The 18,284-nt window shown below is 74.9% G+C and carries 18 protein-coding genes and 1 tRNA gene; 8 read left to right on the forward strand and 11 right to left on the reverse strand.

The features are described 5' to 3' along the window. Positions 1–9: 9 nt before the first annotated feature. The 6 genes from OOT42_RS17760 (at position 10) to OOT42_RS17785 (ending at position 4,741) form a co-directional block, all read left to right on the forward strand. The gene (locus tag OOT42_RS17760; protein ID WP_273652475.1) at positions 10–294 is read left to right on the forward strand and encodes a hypothetical protein; all 285 of its coding nucleotides are present in this window, start codon (positions 10–12) and stop codon (positions 292–294) included. Next, entirely contained in the window at positions 291–932 is a 642-nt protein-coding gene (locus OOT42_RS17765; RefSeq protein WP_273652476.1) for a hypothetical protein, read from the forward strand. Before OOT42_RS17760 ends, OOT42_RS17765 begins: the two co-directional genes overlap by 4 nt. A gap of 40 nt (positions 933–972) precedes the next feature. Continuing rightward, complete coding sequence (locus OOT42_RS17770; RefSeq protein ID WP_273652477.1) at positions 973–1,410, forward strand: DUF3093 family protein; 438 nt, start codon at positions 973–975, stop codon at positions 1,408–1,410. 408 nt (positions 1,411–1,818) lie between these two features. After that, positions 1,819–3,090 (forward strand): YibE/F family protein, encoded by a 1,272-nt coding sequence (locus OOT42_RS17775; protein WP_273652478.1) that lies wholly within the window; start codon positions 1,819–1,821, stop codon positions 3,088–3,090. Next, the gene (locus OOT42_RS17780; RefSeq protein ID WP_273652479.1) at positions 3,087–4,325 is read left to right on the forward strand and encodes a YibE/F family protein; all 1,239 of its coding nucleotides are present in this window, start codon (positions 3,087–3,089) and stop codon (positions 4,323–4,325) included. Before OOT42_RS17775 ends, OOT42_RS17780 begins: the two co-directional genes overlap by 4 nt. A gap of 86 nt (positions 4,326–4,411) precedes the next feature. Then, positions 4,412–4,741, forward strand: a complete 330-nt coding sequence (locus tag OOT42_RS17785; RefSeq protein ID WP_273652480.1) for a ribonuclease E inhibitor RraB — start codon at positions 4,412–4,414, stop codon at positions 4,739–4,741. Between the two features lie 132 nt (positions 4,742–4,873). Here the strand turns inward: OOT42_RS17785 and OOT42_RS17790 are convergent. The 11 genes from OOT42_RS17790 to OOT42_RS17840 form a co-directional block, all read right to left on the reverse strand. After that, positions 4,874–4,949 (reverse strand) — tRNA-Thr (locus OOT42_RS17790). Positions 4,950–5,028: 79 nt separating this feature from the next. Continuing rightward, positions 5,029–6,606: an alpha/beta hydrolase gene (locus tag OOT42_RS17795; protein WP_273652481.1), complete on the reverse strand. Its 1,578-nt coding sequence runs from the start codon at positions 6,604–6,606 to the stop codon at positions 5,029–5,031. A gap of 36 nt (positions 6,607–6,642) precedes the next feature. Continuing rightward, positions 6,643–7,200: a dihydrofolate reductase family protein gene (locus OOT42_RS17800; protein WP_273652482.1), complete on the reverse strand. Its 558-nt coding sequence runs from the start codon at positions 7,198–7,200 to the stop codon at positions 6,643–6,645. A 76-nt stretch (positions 7,201–7,276) separates the two neighbouring features. Beyond that, the gene (locus OOT42_RS17805) at positions 7,277–8,413 is read right to left on the reverse strand and encodes a DNA polymerase III subunit delta' (RefSeq protein WP_273652483.1); all 1,137 of its coding nucleotides are present in this window, start codon (positions 8,411–8,413) and stop codon (positions 7,277–7,279) included. After that, complete coding sequence (gene tmk, locus OOT42_RS17810; protein ID WP_273652484.1) at positions 8,410–9,108, reverse strand: dTMP kinase; 699 nt, start codon at positions 9,106–9,108, stop codon at positions 8,410–8,412. The genes OOT42_RS17805 and tmk overlap by 4 nt, the downstream gene beginning before the upstream one ends. A 57-nt stretch (positions 9,109–9,165) precedes the next feature. Continuing rightward, positions 9,166–10,170 carry a Gfo/Idh/MocA family protein gene (locus OOT42_RS17815; RefSeq protein WP_273652485.1) on the reverse strand — a complete coding sequence of 335 codons (1,005 nt, stop codon included), beginning with the start codon at positions 10,168–10,170 and terminating at the stop codon, positions 9,166–9,168. 64 nt (positions 10,171–10,234) lie between these two features. Continuing rightward, positions 10,235–12,985 (reverse strand): type I DNA topoisomerase, encoded by a 2,751-nt coding sequence (gene topA, locus OOT42_RS17820; protein WP_273652486.1) that lies wholly within the window; start codon positions 12,983–12,985, stop codon positions 10,235–10,237. Positions 12,986–13,063: 78 nt separating this feature from the next. After that, positions 13,064–14,014 (reverse strand): phosphatase PAP2 family protein, encoded by a 951-nt coding sequence (locus tag OOT42_RS17825; RefSeq protein ID WP_273652487.1) that lies wholly within the window; start codon positions 14,012–14,014, stop codon positions 13,064–13,066. Between the two features lie 87 nt (positions 14,015–14,101). Further along, positions 14,102–14,422 carry a hypothetical protein gene (locus OOT42_RS17830; RefSeq protein WP_273652488.1) on the reverse strand — a complete coding sequence of 107 codons (321 nt, stop codon included), beginning with the start codon at positions 14,420–14,422 and terminating at the stop codon, positions 14,102–14,104. Between the two features lie 104 nt (positions 14,423–14,526). Next, entirely contained in the window at positions 14,527–15,357 is an 831-nt protein-coding gene (locus tag OOT42_RS17835) for a hypothetical protein (RefSeq protein WP_273652489.1), read from the reverse strand. Positions 15,358–15,420: 63 nt separating this feature from the next. Further along, on the reverse strand, positions 15,421–16,086 hold the full coding sequence (locus tag OOT42_RS17840) for a dihydrofolate reductase family protein (RefSeq protein ID WP_273652490.1): 666 nt from the start codon (positions 16,084–16,086) through the stop codon (positions 15,421–15,423). Between the two features lie 162 nt (positions 16,087–16,248). Here OOT42_RS17840 and OOT42_RS17845 point away from each other — a divergent pair, with 162 nt between their 5' ends. Continuing rightward, complete coding sequence (locus tag OOT42_RS17845; protein WP_273654880.1) at positions 16,249–16,605, forward strand: YciI family protein; 357 nt, start codon at positions 16,249–16,251, stop codon at positions 16,603–16,605. Positions 16,606–16,715: 110 nt separating this feature from the next. After that, positions 16,716–17,975, forward strand: coding sequence for an RNA polymerase sigma factor (locus OOT42_RS17850; RefSeq protein WP_273654881.1), 1,260 nt, complete (start codon positions 16,716–16,718; stop codon positions 17,973–17,975). The last annotated feature ends 309 nt before the right edge of the window (positions 17,976–18,284 follow it).

The following is an 18,284-nucleotide window of genomic DNA, read 5'->3' on the forward strand; positions in this document are numbered from 1 at the left end:
GAGGGCGCGATGACATCGACCGAGCTCTACGCCAAGGCGCAGGCCCTCGACGCCCTCGCGGCCGACGTCGAGACCGCGATCGACCCCGCGAAGTCGATCGCCGACTCGCCCGACTGGGAGTGCGCGAACGCGACGGACGTCCGCGGCGCCCTCAACCGCTGGCGGTCGGCCGCGCAGTCGGCCGCGCGCAACCTGCGTGACGAGGCGTCCCGGGTGCGCGGCGAGGCCCGACGGGCCGAGGAGCGTGAGGAGCAGGAGGAGCGCGACGCGCGCCGCGAGAGGCAGCCCCAGTGACGGCCGTCGACGTCTGGGCGCCGCTGGGCGTCGCGGGCGTCGTGCCGGTCGTCGACGAGCTGAGCATCCCCGACTTCCACCACATGCCGAAGGACGTCCCGTTCGCCGCGCGCACGAAGGTCGACGTCGCCGGACACCAGGTCACGGTCGTGTGGCGGCACCGCGTGCTCGTCGCGTCGCTCGCCGACGACGCGGCGCCGGGCGGCGCACGGGAGATCGCCAGCGGCTTCCGTCAGCCCGCGACCGGCGGCCCGGACAGCATCCTGTGGAACTTCGTCCTCATGCCCGTCGACGTGCTCGGCGAGACCGTCTCGCTCGACCGCGAGCGCGACGGGCGCGACCGGTGGCAGCTGCGGGTGTCCGGACCGGCCGGACGCTCCTGGCGGTGGCGGCCGGCGGGCCGGATCTTCGCCGACCGGATGGAGCTGACCCGGTCGGACGACACCGCCCCCGTCGTCACGCACCTGCTGCGTCCCGTCCCGGGCCGCCCGGGCACGGCGTCCGGCCCGCCGGAGGTGCGCTGGGAGGCGTCGGCCGGCCTCGCGGAGGTGCTGCTCCCGCTGCTGTGGGTGCTCGACCGGGCGCACACGTGCCTGCTCCCGAAGACCCAGCGGGTCCTGCGCGGGGAGTTCCTGTGACCTCCGCGGGTGGCGACCGGCCGGACCCTAGGATGTCCCGGTGATCCGGTACGAGGAGCGCGCGTCGCGTCGCCGTTCGACCCTGACCCTGGTCGTCGTCTGCGCCGTCCTGTGGGTCGGCCTGGCGCTGACCGACGCCGGCCCGGGCTTCGCGACGATCGTCGTGAGCATCGTCGCCGTGATGGGCGCGGTCCTCGTATGGAGCGTCGGCCGCTACACGAACATCCGCGTGACCGACTCCGAGCTGCGGGTGGGCCGCCTCAAGGTCCGCCTCGCCGACCTGTACCCGGGCGTCTCGCAGCCCGGCGAGGTCGTCGAGGGCAAGCTCGCCGGCGGTCAGTGGGGCGCGACCGCGTCGACGGCGCACCCGCGGATCGTCGCCCTGACCCGGCGTGACGGGCAGCGCGTCATCGTCTCGACGAAGGACCCCGACGCCTTCCGCGCCGCCCTCGACGCCGTGCTCGCCGAGCACCACTGACGACCGGGCACGACGGCCACCCGAGGCCCCGCGGTCCGGGCCGGCCGCGGCATGCTCCTCACCGACCGCTCGGCACCCGCGTCCGCGTGCGGGCGTGACCGCACGACCGGGACCTTGGTCCGGCGTCCCCGTCGCCGTGAGCGGCGATGCTGCAGGCAGTGCCCCACGACGGCGCACGCCGTCCTCCGGCGGCCAGGCGACGTGGGGTCCGACGGAGGTCGGGCGACGTGGCTGTGGCGACCGCGACCCGTGAGCCTCCGGTGGGCGGCCCCTCCCCCTCGGGGCCGCCCACCCCCGTCGGACGTCTCCCCCTCCCGTGTCCCCTGCGTCCACGCCCGCGTGCCTCCGGACGGGCCGCGCGCGGCGCGTCGGCTCCGCCGCCGCCGGGACCGTGGATGATGCTGGGGCGTGCCCCACAGCCACCTGTCGACCGTGACCGCGCCCGACGAGGCTGCGACGGCTGACCCCGCCGCCCTGCGCCGGACCGCGACGCGCGCGCGTGGCTGGCTCGCGGCCGTGCTGGGGCCCGTGCTGCTGCTGACGCTCGCCGGCGCGTGGTGGCTGTGGCCGTCGGCGGACGCACGCCCGCCCGTGCTCGACACGACCGGCCCCGGCGTGACGTACACGACAGGCGCGATCACGGAGGTCCGGCCCGACGCCACGGGGATGGACCAGGCGACCGCGCGCCTGGCCGACGGCGAGGTCGTGGACCTGCACGTGCCGCCCGAGTACGTGCCCGAGGTGGCGGTGGGTGACCGGGTGCGGGTCGCGGCGCTGTCGACGGCGGACGTCGGGGACCTCACGGACGTCACCGCGCAGCCGACGCTCTCGACGACGTACCTGTTCGTCGACTTCGAGCGCGGGCCGCCGATGCTGCTGCTGGCCGCGGTGTTCGCCGGGCTCGTCGTGCTCGTGGCGCGCTGGCGCGGGCTCGCGGCGCTCGCGGGGATGGTGGTCGGCCTGCTCGTCGTCGGGGTCTTCACGCTCCCGGCGCTGCTCCAGGGCCGGCCGGCGGTGCCGGTCGCGCTCGTGACGAGCGTCGTCATCATGTACGTCGTGCTCTACCTGGCCCACGGCGTCTCGGTGCGCACGTCGACCGCGCTCGCGGGCACGCTGGTCGGGCTCGTCGCGACGGCCGCGATCGCGTCATGGGCGAGCGGGTCCGCGCACCTCACCGGCCTGTCGGGCGAGTACGCGCTCGACCTCATGTCCGCGGCGCCCGAGGTGCGGCTGCGGTCGGTGCTGCTGTGCGGCATGGTCCTGGCCGGTCTGGGCGTGCTCAACGACGTCACGATCACGCAGGCGTCGGCGGTGTGGGAGCTGCACGCGGCACGACCGGGCAGCACGTGGCGCGAGCTCGTCGGGCGCGGGATGCGGATCGGGCGCGACCACATCGCGTCGACCGTCTACACGATCGTGTTCGCCTACGTCGGCGCGGCGCTGCCGCTCGTGCTGCTCGTCAGCCTCACCGACCGCGGGCTGCTGGGCGTGCTGAGCAGCGGGGACATCGCGGAGGAGGTCGTGCGCACGCTCGTCGGGTCGATCGGGCTGGTGCTCGCGATCCCGGTGACGACGGTCCTCGCGGCGGCCCTCGTCCGGCGCAGCGCGATCCCGTCCGGTGGTCCGACGGGCGAGCCGACGATGCAGGACGACGACGACCGGACCACGGTGGGGTCGTGACCGTCGACGCACCACCGACCTCGCGCGCCCGCCGCACCGGGACGCCGCGCACCGCCGTCGTCCTCGTCGTCCTGGTGGTGCTCGCGACGCTCGGCGCGGTGGTCGGCACGATCGTCACGTGGCCGACCGACGAGCGCCGGCCGGAGACGGGCTTCGTCGAGGTCGACGTCGAGCGCGTCGCCGCGACCGTCACGGGCTCGCGCTGGGACACGTGCGACGGCACCGTCGAGGACATGGCCCCCGACGGGTCGGTCCCGTCGACGGTCCGCTGCCTGCACGTGACCGCCGAGGTCGACGCCGGGAGCGAGGCGGGCACGTCGGTCGAGGTCATCGCGACGTCCGGTCTCACGCGCGCCGACGTCCCGCCCGGCACCGCCGTCGTCCTGGAGCACTACCCGGCCGACGTGAACGGGGACGAGGTCTGGGCGTGGGGCGACTTCCGCCGGGGCGTGCCGCTCGCGACGTTCGCGCTCGCGTTCGCGCTGGTCACCGTTCTGGTCGCCGGGATGCGTGGGTTCCGGGCGCTCGTCGGGCTCGCGATCGCGTTCGTCGTGCTCGCGGTGCACCTCGTGCCCGCCCTGGTGCAGGGGCAGCCCGCGCTCGTCGCGACGCTGTCGGCCGCGACGCTCGTCGTCGTCGCCGTGCTGTACCTCGCGCACGGGCTCTCGCTGCGGACCACGACCGCGCTGCTCGGCACCCTCGGCGGCCTGCTGATGGTCACGGTGCTCGGCGTGATCGGCGCCCGCGCGGCCCACCTGCACCCCGGCTCGACCGAGGACACCTACCAGCTCGCGCGCCTGCTCGGCGACGACGGCGTGCGGATCCTGCAGGGCGTCTTCCTCAGCGGCGTCGTGCTCGCGGGCATCGGCGTGCTGAACGACGTGACGATCACGCAGGCGTCCGCCGTGTTCGAGCTACGCGCGTCCGACCCGACGGCGTCGTGGCGCGGGCTTTTCACGCGCGGCATGCGGATCGGCCGCGACCACATCGCGTCGACCGTCTACACGATCGCGTTCGCCTACGCGGGCGCGTCCCTGCCCGTCCTGCTGCTGCTCGAGCTCTACGACCAGCCGCTCGGCCTCACGCTCACGTCGGGCGCGTTCGCCGAGCAGATCGTCAGCACGCTCGCGGGGTCGATCGGCCTGGTCCTCGCGATCCCCCTGACGACGGCCGTCGCCGCCGTCGTCGCCGCGCGGCTCGCGCCCGGCCGGGTGCACGGCGGCCACGCGCACTGAGCCGTACGGACGGCGCACCGCAGCCGGTCGCGACGACGCCCGCGAAAACGGCCTGGCTCGGCGCCCCGATCCGCCATCATGCGTCCATGGCGGAGAACCTGGATCACCAGCTCGCGATGACCGCGGACCTCGTCGAGCACATGCGCGCGATCGGCGACAAGGTCGACGTGCCCCGGCAGGTGGACCACCTCGCGTTCTTCCCCAAGCGCGCGGCGGACGCCGTCGTCGCGGACCTGACGGCCGCCGGCTTCTCGGTGGGCGAGGCCCAGCGCCGGCTGTTCAAGGTGGGCGTCGAGTTCCACCGCACCGACGCGTGCGACCAGGAGTCGGCCGCCGCCTTCACGCGCGACGTCGTCGGCATCGTGAACCGGCACGGCGGCTCCTACGACGGCTGGTCCTCGATGGTGCAGCGCTAGCCCGACCGACCGGCCCGGGCTCGCCCCCCGACGACACAGCACTCCCGTCCGGGAGGGATCCGCGAACGGGGCGACAGACGAAGAACCCGCGCCGTCGCAGGCGGTGATGCCTGATCGGACGCGGGTTCCCGGTGGAGCCGCCTTGGGGAATCGAACCCCAGACCTTCTCATTACGAGTGAGACGCTCTGCCGACTGAGCTAAGGCGGCGTCGCCGTCACCGTGGGCGGACCCTCGGATCGACGAGCGCGCCCACTGTACCCGGCGCAGGGCCCTGGCTCCAAAGCGGCTAGCAGCGCTTGCCCTCGGGCGGGACGGTGCCGGTGAGGATGTACGCGTCGACGGCGTCGGCGATGCAGTCGTTCGACGACCCGTACGCCGTGTGGCCCTCGCCCTCGTAGGTGAGCAGCGTCGCGGTCGACAGGGTCGTGGCGAGCTTCTCGGCCCACGCGTAGGGCGTCGCGGGGTCGTTCGTGGTGCCGACGACAAGGATCGGGGCGGTCGCGTCCTTCGCGGAGTAGTCGTCGAGCCCCCCGACGACGGGCACGGGCCAGTCGGCGCAGATCGTGCCGCCGTAGGAGAAGAACGAGCCCATGGTCGGCGCGACCGCCTGGATCCGCTCGGCCTGCGCGCGCATCTCGGCGGGGTCGGCGCTCTGCCGGTCGTCGAGGCAGCCGATCGCCCAGAACGCCTCGGTCGCGTTGGTCGAGTAGGTGCCGTCGGCCTCGCGGTCGAAGTAGGCGTCGGCGAGCTGCAGCAGGATCGAGCCGTCGTTGTCGCGGATCGCGGCGTCGAGCGCCTGCGTGAGGTAGGGCCACGACGGCTGCGAGTACAGCGGCAGCGCGATGCCGTAGAACGCGAGCGAGCCGGTGACGCGGCGGTCCGTGCCGGTGGGCAGCGGGTCGGCGGTCGCGTGGTCGAGCAGCGCGCGGATCTGGCCCATCGCCTGGTCGACGTCACCCGTCAGCGGGCAGCGGGCGCCGGCGAGGCAGTCGGCGACGTACGCACGCAGCGCGTTCTCGAAGCCCTGCGCCTGCCCCTCGGCGAGCTCGTCGGCGGTGAGCGTCGGGTCGAGCGCGCCGTCGAGGACGAGCCGGCCGACGCGCAGGGGGAACAGCGCCGCGTACGTCGCGCCGAGCTGCGTGCCGTACGAGAAGCCGAGGTAGGAGAGCGCGTCGTCGCCGAGCGCGGCGCGCAGCACGTCGAGGTCGCGCGCGGCGCTCACCGTGTCGACGTGCGCGAGCGTCAGGCCGGACCGCTCCTGGCAGGCCTCGCCGACACCCCGGAAGACGTCGATCGCCGCCTGGATGCCCGCGTCGGTCGAGTAGTCGGCGTCGTACGCGACCACCGTGTCGAGGTCCGGTCCGTCCATGCACGCGATCGGGCTCGACCGCTGCACGCCGCGGGGGTCGAACGCGACGAGGTCGAGCTGGCGCAGCACGTCCTCGCTGATCATCGACGCGGCCTGGTCGATGAAGTCGACACCGGAGACGCCCGGGCCGCCCGGGTTGACGAGCAGCGACGCGACGGCGGATCCCCCGGTCGCGGGGCGGCGGGCCAGCGCGATGCCGATCGTGGCGCCCGACGGGTCGGCGTAGTCGAGCGGGACGGTCGCGGTCGCGCACTCGCCCTGCGCGCACGTCGTCCACTCGAGCTGCTGGTCGTAGAAGGGTGCCAGCGCCTCGTCCGGTGCGCCCGACGTCGCGGCGGACGTCGGCACCTGCGCCTGGTTCTTCGCCGGGACGCACCCGCCGAGGACGAGCACGACGACGGCGCTCAGCGCGGCGACGACGACCGCGGCACGCCGACGCGCGCCGGCGCGGGCGGGGGCGACGGACGGGCGGGACGAGGGGGTCGTGACGGGCACGCGCCTACGGTAGTCGGCGCGCCTGTGCGGCCCGGCTCATGCCCGCCGCGCGTACCGCAGATGGACCACTCCCTGCGAGAAGGTGCGCTCCTCGACGAGCCGCAGGTCGAGACGCAGGCCGTCGGGCAGGAACCGCGTGCCGCCGCCCACCGCGACCGGGACGACGAACAGCAGCACCTCGTCGACGAGCCCTGCGCGCAGCGCGTGCGCCGCGAGCCCTGGCCCGCCGATCGACACGTCGCGCGGCGACGCCTCGACCAGTGCGCGCACCGTCGCGGCGTCGAAGGCGCGCTCCAGGCGCGTGCGCGCGGTCGTCACCGCGTCGAGCGTCGTCGAGTAGACGACCTTGTCGGTGTCCTGCCAGACGGCCGCGTAGTCGAGGATCACGTCGGGCGCGTCGGGCAGGGTGTGCGCCGTCTCCCAGAACTGCATCACCTCGTACATCCGCCGGCCGTACAGGTACGTGCCGACCGGGCGTTCGAGGTCGTTGACGTACGCGTGCACGTCGTCGGGGGGCCGCGCCCAGTCGAACGCCCCGGTCGCGTCGGCGGTGTACCCGTCGAGCGACGTGATCCCCGCGTAGAGCAGCGCCACGACGTCCCCTCTCGCCTCCAGCGGCCCCTCCGGGACCGCCGTCCTGCGCCGCGCGTCCGGCCGCGGCCCCGTCCCGTCAGCCCTGCGGTCGCAGCGCGATCGCCATCGCCTCGACGGCGAGCAGCGGTGCGACGTTCCCCGCGATGCGCGTGCGCGCCTGCCCGACGGCGTCCATGCGGCGCAGCGTCTGCTCGGGCGTGCTCTGCCCGGCGAGCGTGCGCACCGTCTCGGCGTGCTCGACGTTGACGAGCTCGCCCCCCGCACCGAGCTGCACGACGAGCACGTCCCGGTAGAGCGACAGCAGGTCGACCATCGCGCGGTCCAGCACGTCGCGCTGCGCGCGCGTGGCCCGGCGCTTCTGCTCCTCCTCGAGCTGGCGGACCTGCGAGCGCAGCGCGGGCGGCAGCGTCGTCGCACCCTCCGCCCCCAGGGACCGCAGCAGCTCGGCCTTCTCGGCGGCGTCGCGGTGCTCGGTCGCGGCCTTCGCGTCGGCCTGCGCGGTCTCGACGAGCTCGCCGGCCGCGAGCACCGCGTCGCCGACCCCGCGGATCTTGGCGGCCACCGCCAGCACGGCGGACCGGCGGGCGCGCGCCTCGGGGTCGCGCGCGAGGCGGCGCGCGATGCCGACGTGGCTCTGCGCGGCACGCGCGGCGACCCCCGCGACCGCCGGGTCGACCCCGTCGCGCGACACGAGCAGCGCCGCGACAGCGTCGACCGGCGGCACGCGCAGCGCGACGGACCGGCTGCGCGAGCGGATCGTCACGAGCACGTCCTGCGGGCTCGGGGCGCACAGCACCCACACCGTGCGACCCGCCGGCTCCTCGATGGCCTTGAGCAGCGCGTTGCCGCTCGTGTCGTTCAGCCGGTCGGCGTCCTCGACGACGATGACGCGCCAGCGCCCCTGCGACGGCGAGCGCTGCGCGAGCTCCACGAGCGGGCGGACCGTGTCGGCCCGGATGACGACGCCCTCCGTCGCGACGTAGGTGACGTCGGGGTGCGTGCCGCCGAGCGTCGTCGTGCAGTCGTGGCAGCGGCCGCAGCCGCCGTCGACGCACTGCAGCGCGGCGGCGAACGCGCGGGCCGCGTTGGAGCGGCCGGACCCGGGCGGGCCCGTCAGCAGCCACGCGTGCGTCATGGCCGACGGGTCCTCGACCGCGGTGCGCAGGACGTCGACGGCCGGCTCCTGGCCGACGACGTCGTCCCAGACGCTCACGACGACACCGCGCTCTCGCCGGCGGAAGGGACGGCCGTGCCCTGTTCGACGACGTCGCCGGCCGACTGCTCGCCCGCCGCCGCGAGCAGCTCCTCGACACGGTCACCGATCACCGCGGCGAGCGCGTCGGCGGGGCGCGTCGCGTCGAGCACGAGCCAGCGGTCGGGGTCGGCCGTCGCGCGGTCGAGGAACGCGAGCCGCGTGCGGCGGTGGAAGTCGTCGCCCTCGCTCTCCAGCCGGTCGGGTGCGCTGGTCAGGCGCGCACGGCCGACGTCGGGGTCGAGGTCGAGCAGCACGGTGAGCGCGGGCAGCAGGCCGCGCGTCGCCCACAGGGACAGGTTCTCGACCTCGTCGGCGCCGAGCTCGCGGCCCGTGCCCTGGTAGGCGACGGACGAGTCGAGGTAGCGGTCGGTGACGACCACGGCCCCGCGCTCCAGCGCCGGCCGCACGAGCGACGCGACGTGGTGCGCGCGGTCCGTCGCGTACAGCAGCGCCTCCGTGCGGGCGTCGACGTGCTCGCCGTGCAGCACCGCGTCCCGCAGCGTCTGGCCGAGCGCCGTCCCGCCGGGCTCACGCGTCAGCACGACCTCACGACCCTGCGCGCGCAGCCGCTCGGCGAGCAGCCGGGCCTGCGTCGACTTGCCGGCGCCGTCGCCGCCCTCGAACGACACGAACAGGCCCGCAGCAGAAGTCACTGCGTCAGGGTAGCCGCGGCCACCCACGACCGACGCGCGCCCCCACCGCGCCGGCGGTCACTCGCCGGGGTACACGACCCCGACCTGCCGCCGGACCTCGTCCATCGTCGTCATCACCGCGAGCGTGTCGTCCCACGTCAGGCGCGGGCTCTCGACGTCGCCGGCGGCGACGCGGCGCGCGACCTCGGCGGCCTCGAACTGCAGGCCCTTGGTGCCCGGCTGGTCGAACGTCCACACGCGCCCGTCGGTGCGCTGCACGCGGAACGACGTCGGCGTGTAGAACGAGCCCGCGACGTGGATGTGGCCCTCGGTGCCGCTGATGAGCGCGACCGTGGGGGTGCGCGACCACAGCGTCGTCGAGAGGGTGGCCTGCGCGCGGTCGCCGTAGGACAGGACGATCGAGACCTGACCGTCGACGCGCGTCTCCGTCAGCGCGCCGACCGCGTGCACCGCGTCGGGGACGCCGAGGAAGTCGTGCGCGAACGACACCGGGTAGACGCCGAGGTCCAGCAGCGCACCGCCCGCGAGCTCGGGCGCGAACAGGCGGCTGGCGGGGTCGAACGTGAACGCCTGCCCGTGGTCGGCGGACAGGTTGACGATCTCGCCGATCTCGCCCGCGTCGATCACCTGGTGCAGCGCGGCGACGTGCGGCAGGAACCGCGTCCACATCGCCTCCATGACGAAGACGCCGGCCTCGCGCGCGGCCGCGAAGACCTCCTGCGCCTCGGCGACGTTGCGCGTGAACGACTTCTCGACGAGCACGTGCTTGCCGGCGCGGATCGCGAGGAGCGCGTGCTCGCGGTGCTCGGAGTGCGGCGTCGCGACGTAGATCGCGTCGACCTGCGGGTCCTCCACGAGCTGGCGGTAGCCGACGTGCGTCGTGGGGATGCCGTGCGCCGTGGCGAACCGCTCGGCGCGGTCCCGGTTGCGCGAGCCGACGGCGACGAGCTGCGCGCGCGTGTGCTCCCGGACGGCGTCGGCGAACGCGGCGGCGATGCCGCCGGCGCCGAGGATGCCCCAGCGGATCGGCGGTGCGGTACGGGGGTCCTCGGTGCGAGCCATGGCCGACAACCTAGCGCGACGAGGTGGACGGGTCCTGGTCGGGGCCCGCCCACCTGGCGCGCGGCTACTTCTTGGTCGCGGCCTTCGCGCGGGTGGTCGTGCGGCGGGCGGGCGCCTTCTTCTTCGCCGGAGCCTGCGCGCGCTTCTCGGCGAGCAGCTCGACGGCCTGCTCGGGCGTGATCGACTCGGGCGTGACGTCGCGCGGGAGCGTGCGGTTCGTCTCGCCGTCGGTGACGTACGCACCGAAGCGGCCGTCCTTGACGACGATCGGCTTGCCCGAGGTCGGGTCGTCGCCGAGCTCACGCAGCGGCGGCGCCGCGGTCGCACCACGGCCACGCTTGGGCTGCGCGTAGATCGCGAGCGCCTCCTCGAGCGTCGTCGTGAACAACGCCTCCTCGGACGCGAGCGTCCGCGAGTCGGTGCCCTTCTTGAGGTACGGGCCGTAGCGGCCGTTCTGGGCCGTGATCTCGGCGCCCGACTCGGGGTCGACGCCGACGACGCGGGGCAGCGACAGCAGCTTGAGCGCGTCGTCGAGCGTCACGGTCTGGAGCGACATCGACTTGAACAGCGACGCCGTGCGCGGCTTCGGCGCGGCAGCCAGGGCCTTCTTGCGTGCGGCGGCCGACAGCGACGGGTCGAGCTCGGGCTCGGGCAGCAGCTCGGTCACGTACGGGCCGTAGCGGCCGTTCTTCGCGACGATCGTCGTGCCCGTCGACGGGTCCTCGCCGAGCACCAGGTCACCCTCGGGCTGCGTCTCCATGAGCTCGCGCGCCTTCTCGACCGTGAGCTCGTCGGGGGCCAGGTCGTCGGGGACCGACGCGCGACGCGGGTTGCCGTCCTCGCCGAGGACGTTCGCGTCCTCGAGGTACGGGCCGTACCGGCCGACGCGCAGCGTGAGCCCGTCGCCGATCTCGATCGAGTTGACCTCGCGCGCGTCGATCTCACCGAGGTTCGCGACGAGGTCGCGCAGACCTTCGCCCTCGCCGGGCAGCGCCGGGTCGCCGAAGTAGAACTGCGCGAGCCAGTCGCTGCGCGCCTTCTCGCCCGACGCGATGAGGTCGAGGTCCTCCTCCATCGAGGCCGTGAAGTCGTAGTCGACCAGGCGGTCGAAGTTCTCCTCGAGCAGGCGCGTCACGGCGAACGCGAGCCACGACGGCACGAGCGCCTGCCCGCGGGACGTCACGTAGCCGCGGTCGAGGATGACGGAGATCGTCGCCGCGTACGTCGACGGGCGCCCGATCCCGCGCTCCTCCAGCGCCTTCACGAGCGACGCCTCGGTGTAGCGCGGCGGCGGGGACGTGCGGTGGCCGTCGGCGGCGAGGTCGCGCGCGGTCAGCGGGTCGCCCTCGGCCATCGTCGGCAGGCGCGACTCGCCCTTCTCGCCCGAGGCGCCCTCCGCGGCGTCGTCCTCGTAGCGGGAGACGTCACGGCCCTCCTCGTACGCGGCGAGGAAGCCGCGGAAGGTGATCACGGTGCCGGACGCCGAGAACACCGTCTCGACCGGGGCGTCGCCGACCGACGTGCCCGCCGTGGGCGTCGCCGTCGCCGCGATCCGGACCGACGCCGTCTGCCCGCGCGCGTCGGCCATCTGGGACGCCACGGTCCGCTTCCAGATGAGCTCGTACAGGCGGAACTGGTCGCCGGTGAGCTCGCGCGCGACCTGGGCGGGCGTGCGGAAGTGGTCGCCCGCGGGGCGGATCGCCTCGTGCGCCTCCTGCGCGCCCTTCGCCTTCGACGTGTAGACGCGCGCCGCGTCCGGCACGTACTCCGGGCCGTACAGCTCGGACGCCTGCCGGCGCGCCGCGTCGATCGCCTGCGACGACAGCGCGGGCGAGTCGGTCCGCATGTAGGTGATGTAGCCGTTCTCGTACAGCGTCTGCGCGGTGCGCATCGTCTGCCGCGACGACATGCGGAGCTTGCGGGACGCCTCCTGCTGGAGCGTCGACGTCGTGAACGGCGCGGCGGGGCGGCGCGTGTACGGCTTGGTCTCGAGGCTCGCGACCGACCAGGCCGCGTCGTCCAGGCCCGCGACGAGCGCGTGCGCCGCGGCCTCGTCGAGGTGCACCACGTCGCCGCCGCGCAGGCGGCCGCGGTCGTCGAAGTCCCGGCCCGACGCCACGCGCCGGCCGCCGACACCCGTGAGGCGCGCGGAGAACTGCGGCTGGGTCGCGTCCTCGACGGCGAACGTGCCCGTCACGTCCCAGTAGTCGGCGGCGACGAACGCCATGCGCTCGCGCTCGCGCTCGACGACGAGCCGCGTCGCGACCGACTGCACGCGCCCCGCGGACAGGCCCTGCCGGACCTTGCGCCACAGCACCGGGCTGACCTCGTACCCGTACAGGCGGTCGAGGATGCGGCGGGTCTCCTGCGCGTCGACCAGGCGGTCGTCGAGGTCACGCGTGCTCTGCAGCGCCCGCTGGATCGCCTCGCGCGTGATCTCGTGGAACACCATGCGCTTGACGGGGACCTTGGGCTTGAGCTCCTGCAGCAGGTGCCACGCGATGGCCTCGCCCTCGCGGTCCTCGTCGGTCGCGAGGTAGAGCTCGTCGGAGTCCTTCAGCAGCTTCTTGAGCTCGCTGACCTTCTTCCGCTTGTCCGGGTCGACCACGTAGTACGGGACGAAGCCGTTGTCGACGTCGACCGCGAACTTGCCGAACGGGCCCTTCTTCATGTCGGCGGGCAGCTCGGACGGCTGCGGGAGGTCGCGGATGTGCCCGACGCTCGCCTCGACGTCGTACCCCTCGCCGAGGTACCCGGCGATCGTGCGCGCCTTCGCCGGCGACTCCACGATCACGAGCTTGCGCCCTGCAGACATCCGTCAGGCCTTCCTACCGAGTCCACGAGCCACACCGGCCCGTGCGAACCTCACCGCTGGGGACTCTACGTCGTGCCGTCAACTCTCCGGCAACCTGGATGCCGCGGCCTGCCGCAGCACGAGCAGCAGCGCGAACGCGACGCACGCGGCGGCCAGCACCCCCGTGGCCCCGCCGGCGTAGGCGAGGACCTCGTCGGCGCGCGAGGGTACCGCGTCGACGTGGCGCCACGTGTACGACAACGACCAGACGGCCACGACGCCCGCGACGGCCCCGCCGACGAGCAGGCTGCCGACGACCGCGCGCAGCGACCGGCGCCCGGCGGCCGTCCCGCCGTCGACGCGGCGGAGAGCCCCCGTCGACGTCCCGGTCCGACCGGGCGTCAGGGCGACCATCGCGCACGCCACCGCCCCCCACGCCAGCACGACGAGCACCCCGGCGACGACGTCCGACGGGCGGTGCCACTGGCCGATGAGGGTCGAGACGCCGGTGACCGTCGTGTAGCCGGCACCCGCGACGGCGGCCCACGGACGCACGCGCGGCGGGACGACGAGCAGCAGCGCGACCGACACGGAGGCCGCCGCCGTCGTGTGCCCGCTCGGCAGCGTGTTGCCGTAGCTCTCCGCGACGCCCAGGTCCGGCCGGTAGAACACCTCGAGCTTGAGCAGCCGGGTCGTGACGTTGGCACCGATCATGAGGACCGCGACCTGCACCGCGAGCTCCCACCGGCGGCGCAGCACCGCGATCGCCATCGCGCCGAGGATCACCGCCGCGATGAACCCCACGGACACGACGTCGAGCACGCGCTCCGCGACCCGCCACAGCTGCGTCTGGCCGTACTCCGCCCCGCGCAGCGCGGCGAGCTCGACCACCTGACCGGACGTGGTCGTGACGAAGACCTTCCACAGCGCCCACACGCCCACGACGCTCGCCACCGCGACGGCGAAGCACGCCACGACGACGCCCGCGCGCCCGTCCGGCGAGCGCGACGGGACGACCGGGGTCGGTCGGGTCACGGGGGCGCTGCTCACCACCACACGGTAGGTCACGTCGCGGCACGCCGTTCCGTCGTCGTCGGGTCGTGGGGCGCTCGTCACACGACCTGCACACGACGCCCGTCAGCCCACCGGCACCGGCTCCCCCGCTGCGACGACCACCGCGTGCCGGCACGCCTCCAGCCGGCGACGGTTCTCGTCGTCCGCGTTGATGCACAGCAGGCAGCCGCCCCGACGCTCGAGCGCCGCCGCGGCGTCGTCGATCGCCTCCGCGGCCCGGCCGCTGCGCAGTGACATCGCCTGCAGGTCCAGCACGACGAGCGACGCGCACGCCGACAGCGCGTCGAGCAGCGCCCGCAGGCGCCCCACGTCACCGCGCCCGAACGACCCCGCGGGTCGCACGTTCGCCGTCAGCCAGGTCGTCTGCTCGTCGGTGCCGGTCATCGTGCCCTCCGTCGCGGTCGGGACTGCGTCGACGACCATCCGACCGCCGCGACCTGTGACCCGGCTGGATGCGAGCCACGGAGCGGCTGGGGACCTCGCTCGCGTCAGTGCCGGTCGTGCGGTGCGGTCCCGACGGCCGGTGCCCCGGGGTCGCCCGCGGTGGGCGGTGTGCGCGGCACGCCCGGTACGGGTGACGCCGGTGCGTCGTCGTGCCACACCCACGTCGCCAGGATGCCGTCGAGCGCCTCGACGGCCCGTGCGTGCCACGACGACGACAGCACGCCGACGACGAACGCCCAGCCGTCCCGGTCGACGTGCGTGTCGGTGAGCACCGACGGCCCGCCCGCGCTCGCCGTGACGCGCCACCCGGTGCCGAGCGGCGAGTCGACCCGGTCGACCGGTCCGAGGGCACGCCAGCCGTCGGGCGGCTGCGTCGCGAACCGCTCGGCACGGGCCGCCGCGGGCAGCACCTCGTGCTCACGCCAGCGCGACCCCACGCGCCCGAGGCACACCACGAGCAGGTGCACCCCCGCGGTCAGGGTGACGCGCGCGTCCTGGCGCGAGCCGTCCGGGCCGATGTCGCCGCCACCGGCGTTCGGGCCGGGAGCCCGCAGCGACCAGCCCGGTCGGCCGTCGCCGAGCGGTGCGACCGCGACCTCGTGCGCGCGCACGTACGGGTCCGCGGGTGCCGGCGTCGACGGACCCCACAGCGGTGCGGACCGGAACGCCCGGCGCAGGTCGTCGGCCTGCTCGGGGAAGTCACGGACCAGACGGCGCAGCGTGCGCTCGCGCCACCACAGGACGCGCGCCACGTGCAGCACGACGGCCACTCCCGCGAGCAGCGAGAGGACGAGCGCCAGGTCCAGCAGCGCGCCCGTCGGGTCGTCGGCGAGGGTGCCGGCCGCGCGTGCGCCGGTGCGGACGAGCGAGGGCATGCCACCGGCATCGGCCCGCCGGCCGGGCGACTTGAGCGCGGCCGCGGTGCGCGCGGCTCCGGGTCAGACGGCCCGCTCGACGTGCACGTGGATGACGCTCGACGACTGCCGCACCGACGCCACGCGGTACGCCGCCGGGAGGTCCGCGAGGTCCTCGAACAGCCGCTCCCCGCGGCCCAGCAGGACCGGGACGACGGCGTAGCGCAGGTCGTCGACGAGGTGCGCCCGCAGGTACTGCCGGACGGTCGCCGCTCCCCCGCCGAGGCGCACGTCGAGCCCGCCCGCGGCCTCGCGCGCGCGGTCGAGCGCCGCGTGGATGCCGTCGGTCACGAAGTGGAACGTCGTGCCGCCCGCCATCTCCAGCGGCGGGCGCGGGTGGTGCGTGAGGACGAACACGTCGCAGTGGTACGGCGGGTCCTCGCCCCACCAGCCGCGCCACGACCCGTCGCCCCAGTCGCCGCGGATCGGGCCGAACATGTTGCGGCCCAGGATCCAGGAGCCGATCCCCTCGAACCCCGCGTCCACGGCCTCGTCGTCGAGCGGGTCCGCGGGCGCGCGCCCCTCGGCCTCGTCGAGGTCCTGGAACCGCCGCGTGCCGAACATCCAGCCGTGCAGCAGCTCCATCGCCCCCACGCCCAGCGGCTCGTCGAGCGACTGGTCGGGGCCTGCGACGAAGCCGTCGAGGCTCATCGACATCGTGTGCACGCGCAGCCTGCCGGTCCGGGTCATGGCGTCCTCCTGGTCGTGTCGGGATGCTGTCGTCGGGTGGTCGGAGCAGGGGCCACGATCTCGACACGGCGACGGTGTCGAGATCCGCCGGTCGGTTCCGACCAGAAGACGGACCACCCGCCCGGGTCGGTCGACCGACGGAAGGACAGACCCGTGAAGTACATGCTGCTCATCTGGAACCGGCCCGGCTTCACCGACGAGCTCTCGGAGGCGGAGCGCACCACGCTGTTCACCGAGGTCGGCTCGATCATGGACGAGCTCACCGAGCGCGGCGAGCTCGTCGGCGGTGAGGCGCTGGCCGACCCGTCCGCCGCGCGCACCACGCGGCTCGTCGACGGCCGCACGACGCTCACCGACGGGCCGTTCGTCGAGAGCAAGGAGCAGTTCGCCGGCTACGTCGCGATCGACGTCGAGACGCACGAGCGCGCCGAGGAGATCGCCGCCCGCTGGCCCGACACGCGGTTCGGCGGGGCGATCGAGCTGCGCGCGGTCATGACGGGGTCCGGCGAGGAGATGTGACGGCGCCTCCTGCACCGGCGTCCCCGTCCGCGTCGGAGGACTCGTCCGCGTCGGAGGGCTCGTCCGCGTCGACGGGCTCGTCCGCGTCGGCGGGCTCGTCCGCGTCGGCGGTGCGGGTCGAGGACGTGCTGCGGGAGGCCGGGCCGCACGTGCTCGCGGCGCTCGTCCGACGGCACGGGCAGTTCGACGCGTGCGAGGACGCCGTGCAGGAGGCACTGCTCGCCGCCGCGACGCAGTGGCCCGTCGAGGGCGTGCCCGCCGACCCGCGGGCCTGGCTCACGACGGTCGCGCGGCGGCGGCTCACCGACGCGTGGCGGTCCGACTCCGCACGCCGGGTCCGGGAGGCGGCCGTCGCCCGGGACCCGGCAGCGCGGCGCACGGCTCCGGGCCCGGACGACGAGCCGCCGTCGCACGACGACACGCTCACGCTCCTGTTCCTGTGCTGCCACCCCGCGCTGACGCCCGCGTCGCAGGTCGCGCTGACCCTCCGGGCCGTCGGTGGTCTCACGACGGCCGAGATCGCGGCCGCGCACCTCGTCCCCGAGGCGACGATGGCGCAGCGGATCAGCCGCGCCAAGCGGACCGTGCGCGGCGAGCCGTTCACGCTGCCCTCGGCGGCCGAGCGGCCCGCGCGTGTGGCGGCCGTCCGGGAGGTGCTGTACCTCGTCTTCACCGAGGGGTACACCGCGTCGGGCGGGTCCGAGCTCGTGCGCGTCGACCTCACGTCGGAGGCGATCCGGCTGACGCGTCTGCTGCACGCGCTGCTGCCCGACGACGGCGAGACGACCGGCCTGCTCGCGCTCATGCTGCTCACCGACGCGCACCGCGCGGCCCGAGTCGGGGCGGACGGCATGCTCGTGCCGCTCGCCGAGCAGGACCGGTCGCGGTGGGACAGGTCGCAGATCGACGCCGGGGTGGCGCTCGTGACGGCCGCCCTCGCCGTGCACCCCGCAGGGCCGTACCTGCTGCAGGCCGCGATCGCCGCCGTGCACGCCGAGGCCGCGACGGCCGCCGACACCGACTGGCCGCAGGTCGCGGCCCTCTACCGGCTGCTCCACCATGTCGCGCCCGGCCCGATGGTGACCCTCAACCGGGCCGTGGCGGTCGCGATGGTGTCCGGCCCGCGCGCCGGGCTCGACCTGCTCCGCCCCCTCGACGACGACCCGCGCACGGCCGACCACCACCGCCTCTGGGCGGTCCGCGCCCACCTCCTGGAGCGGGCGGGCGACGTGCCGGCCGCCGTCGACGCCTACCACCGTGCCGCCCGCCTCACGACGAGCCTTCCGGAACGCCGCTACCTCGACACCCGCGCGACCCGCCTCGCCCCGCCCACTCCTCCGGACGACCCGGGCGCGACCCCGTCATGGTGACCGGTACGGGCCGCTGACCGGTCGCCATGACCGGGTCGCGCTCCGCCCCTCACGACCACGGGTCGACGACCTCGATGCCGAGGCCGCGGAAGTCCCGCACGTTGCGGGTCGGCGCGTCGCCGCCGTCGCCGCGTCGCCGCGTCGTCGAGCGCAACATCACGCGCGTCTGACCGGTCCGATGCGCGCGTGATGTTGTGCTCGGCGGCTGTCAGGAGCGGCGACCGGGGCGGACGCGGAGCACCGCTCCGTCCCGGGTGTCGCGACCGGAGGGACGCGACCGCCCACAGTGCTCCCGGGACGGAGCGGTGG

This window comes from Cellulomonas fimi, assembly GCF_028583725.1.
GTDB lineage: Bacteria > Actinomycetota > Actinomycetes > Actinomycetales > Cellulomonadaceae > Cellulomonas > Cellulomonas fimi_B.

Excerpts from the sequence above, each read along its gene's own strand:
- OOT42_RS17760 (WP_273652475.1), top strand. The coding sequence starts at position 10 with ATGACATCGACCGAGCTCTACGCCAAGGCGCAGGCCCTCGACGCCCTC.
- OOT42_RS17785 (WP_273652480.1), top strand. The coding sequence starts at position 4,412 with ATGGCGGAGAACCTGGATCACCAGCTCGCGATGACCGCGGACCTCGTC.
- OOT42_RS17815 (WP_273652485.1), bottom strand. The coding sequence starts at position 10,170 with ATGGCTCGCACCGAGGACCCCCGTACCGCACCGCCGATCCGCTGGGGC.
- topA (WP_273652486.1), bottom strand. The coding sequence starts at position 12,985 with ATGTCTGCAGGGCGCAAGCTCGTGATCGTGGAGTCGCCGGCGAAGGCG.
- OOT42_RS17830 (WP_273652488.1), bottom strand. The coding sequence starts at position 14,422 with ATGACCGGCACCGACGAGCAGACGACCTGGCTGACGGCGAACGTGCGA.
- OOT42_RS17835 (WP_273652489.1), bottom strand. The coding sequence starts at position 15,357 with ATGCCCTCGCTCGTCCGCACCGGCGCACGCGCGGCCGGCACCCTCGCC.
- OOT42_RS17840 (WP_273652490.1), bottom strand. The coding sequence starts at position 16,086 with ATGACCCGGACCGGCAGGCTGCGCGTGCACACGATGTCGATGAGCCTC.
- OOT42_RS17845 (WP_273654880.1), top strand. The coding sequence starts at position 16,249 with ATGCTGCTCATCTGGAACCGGCCCGGCTTCACCGACGAGCTCTCGGAG.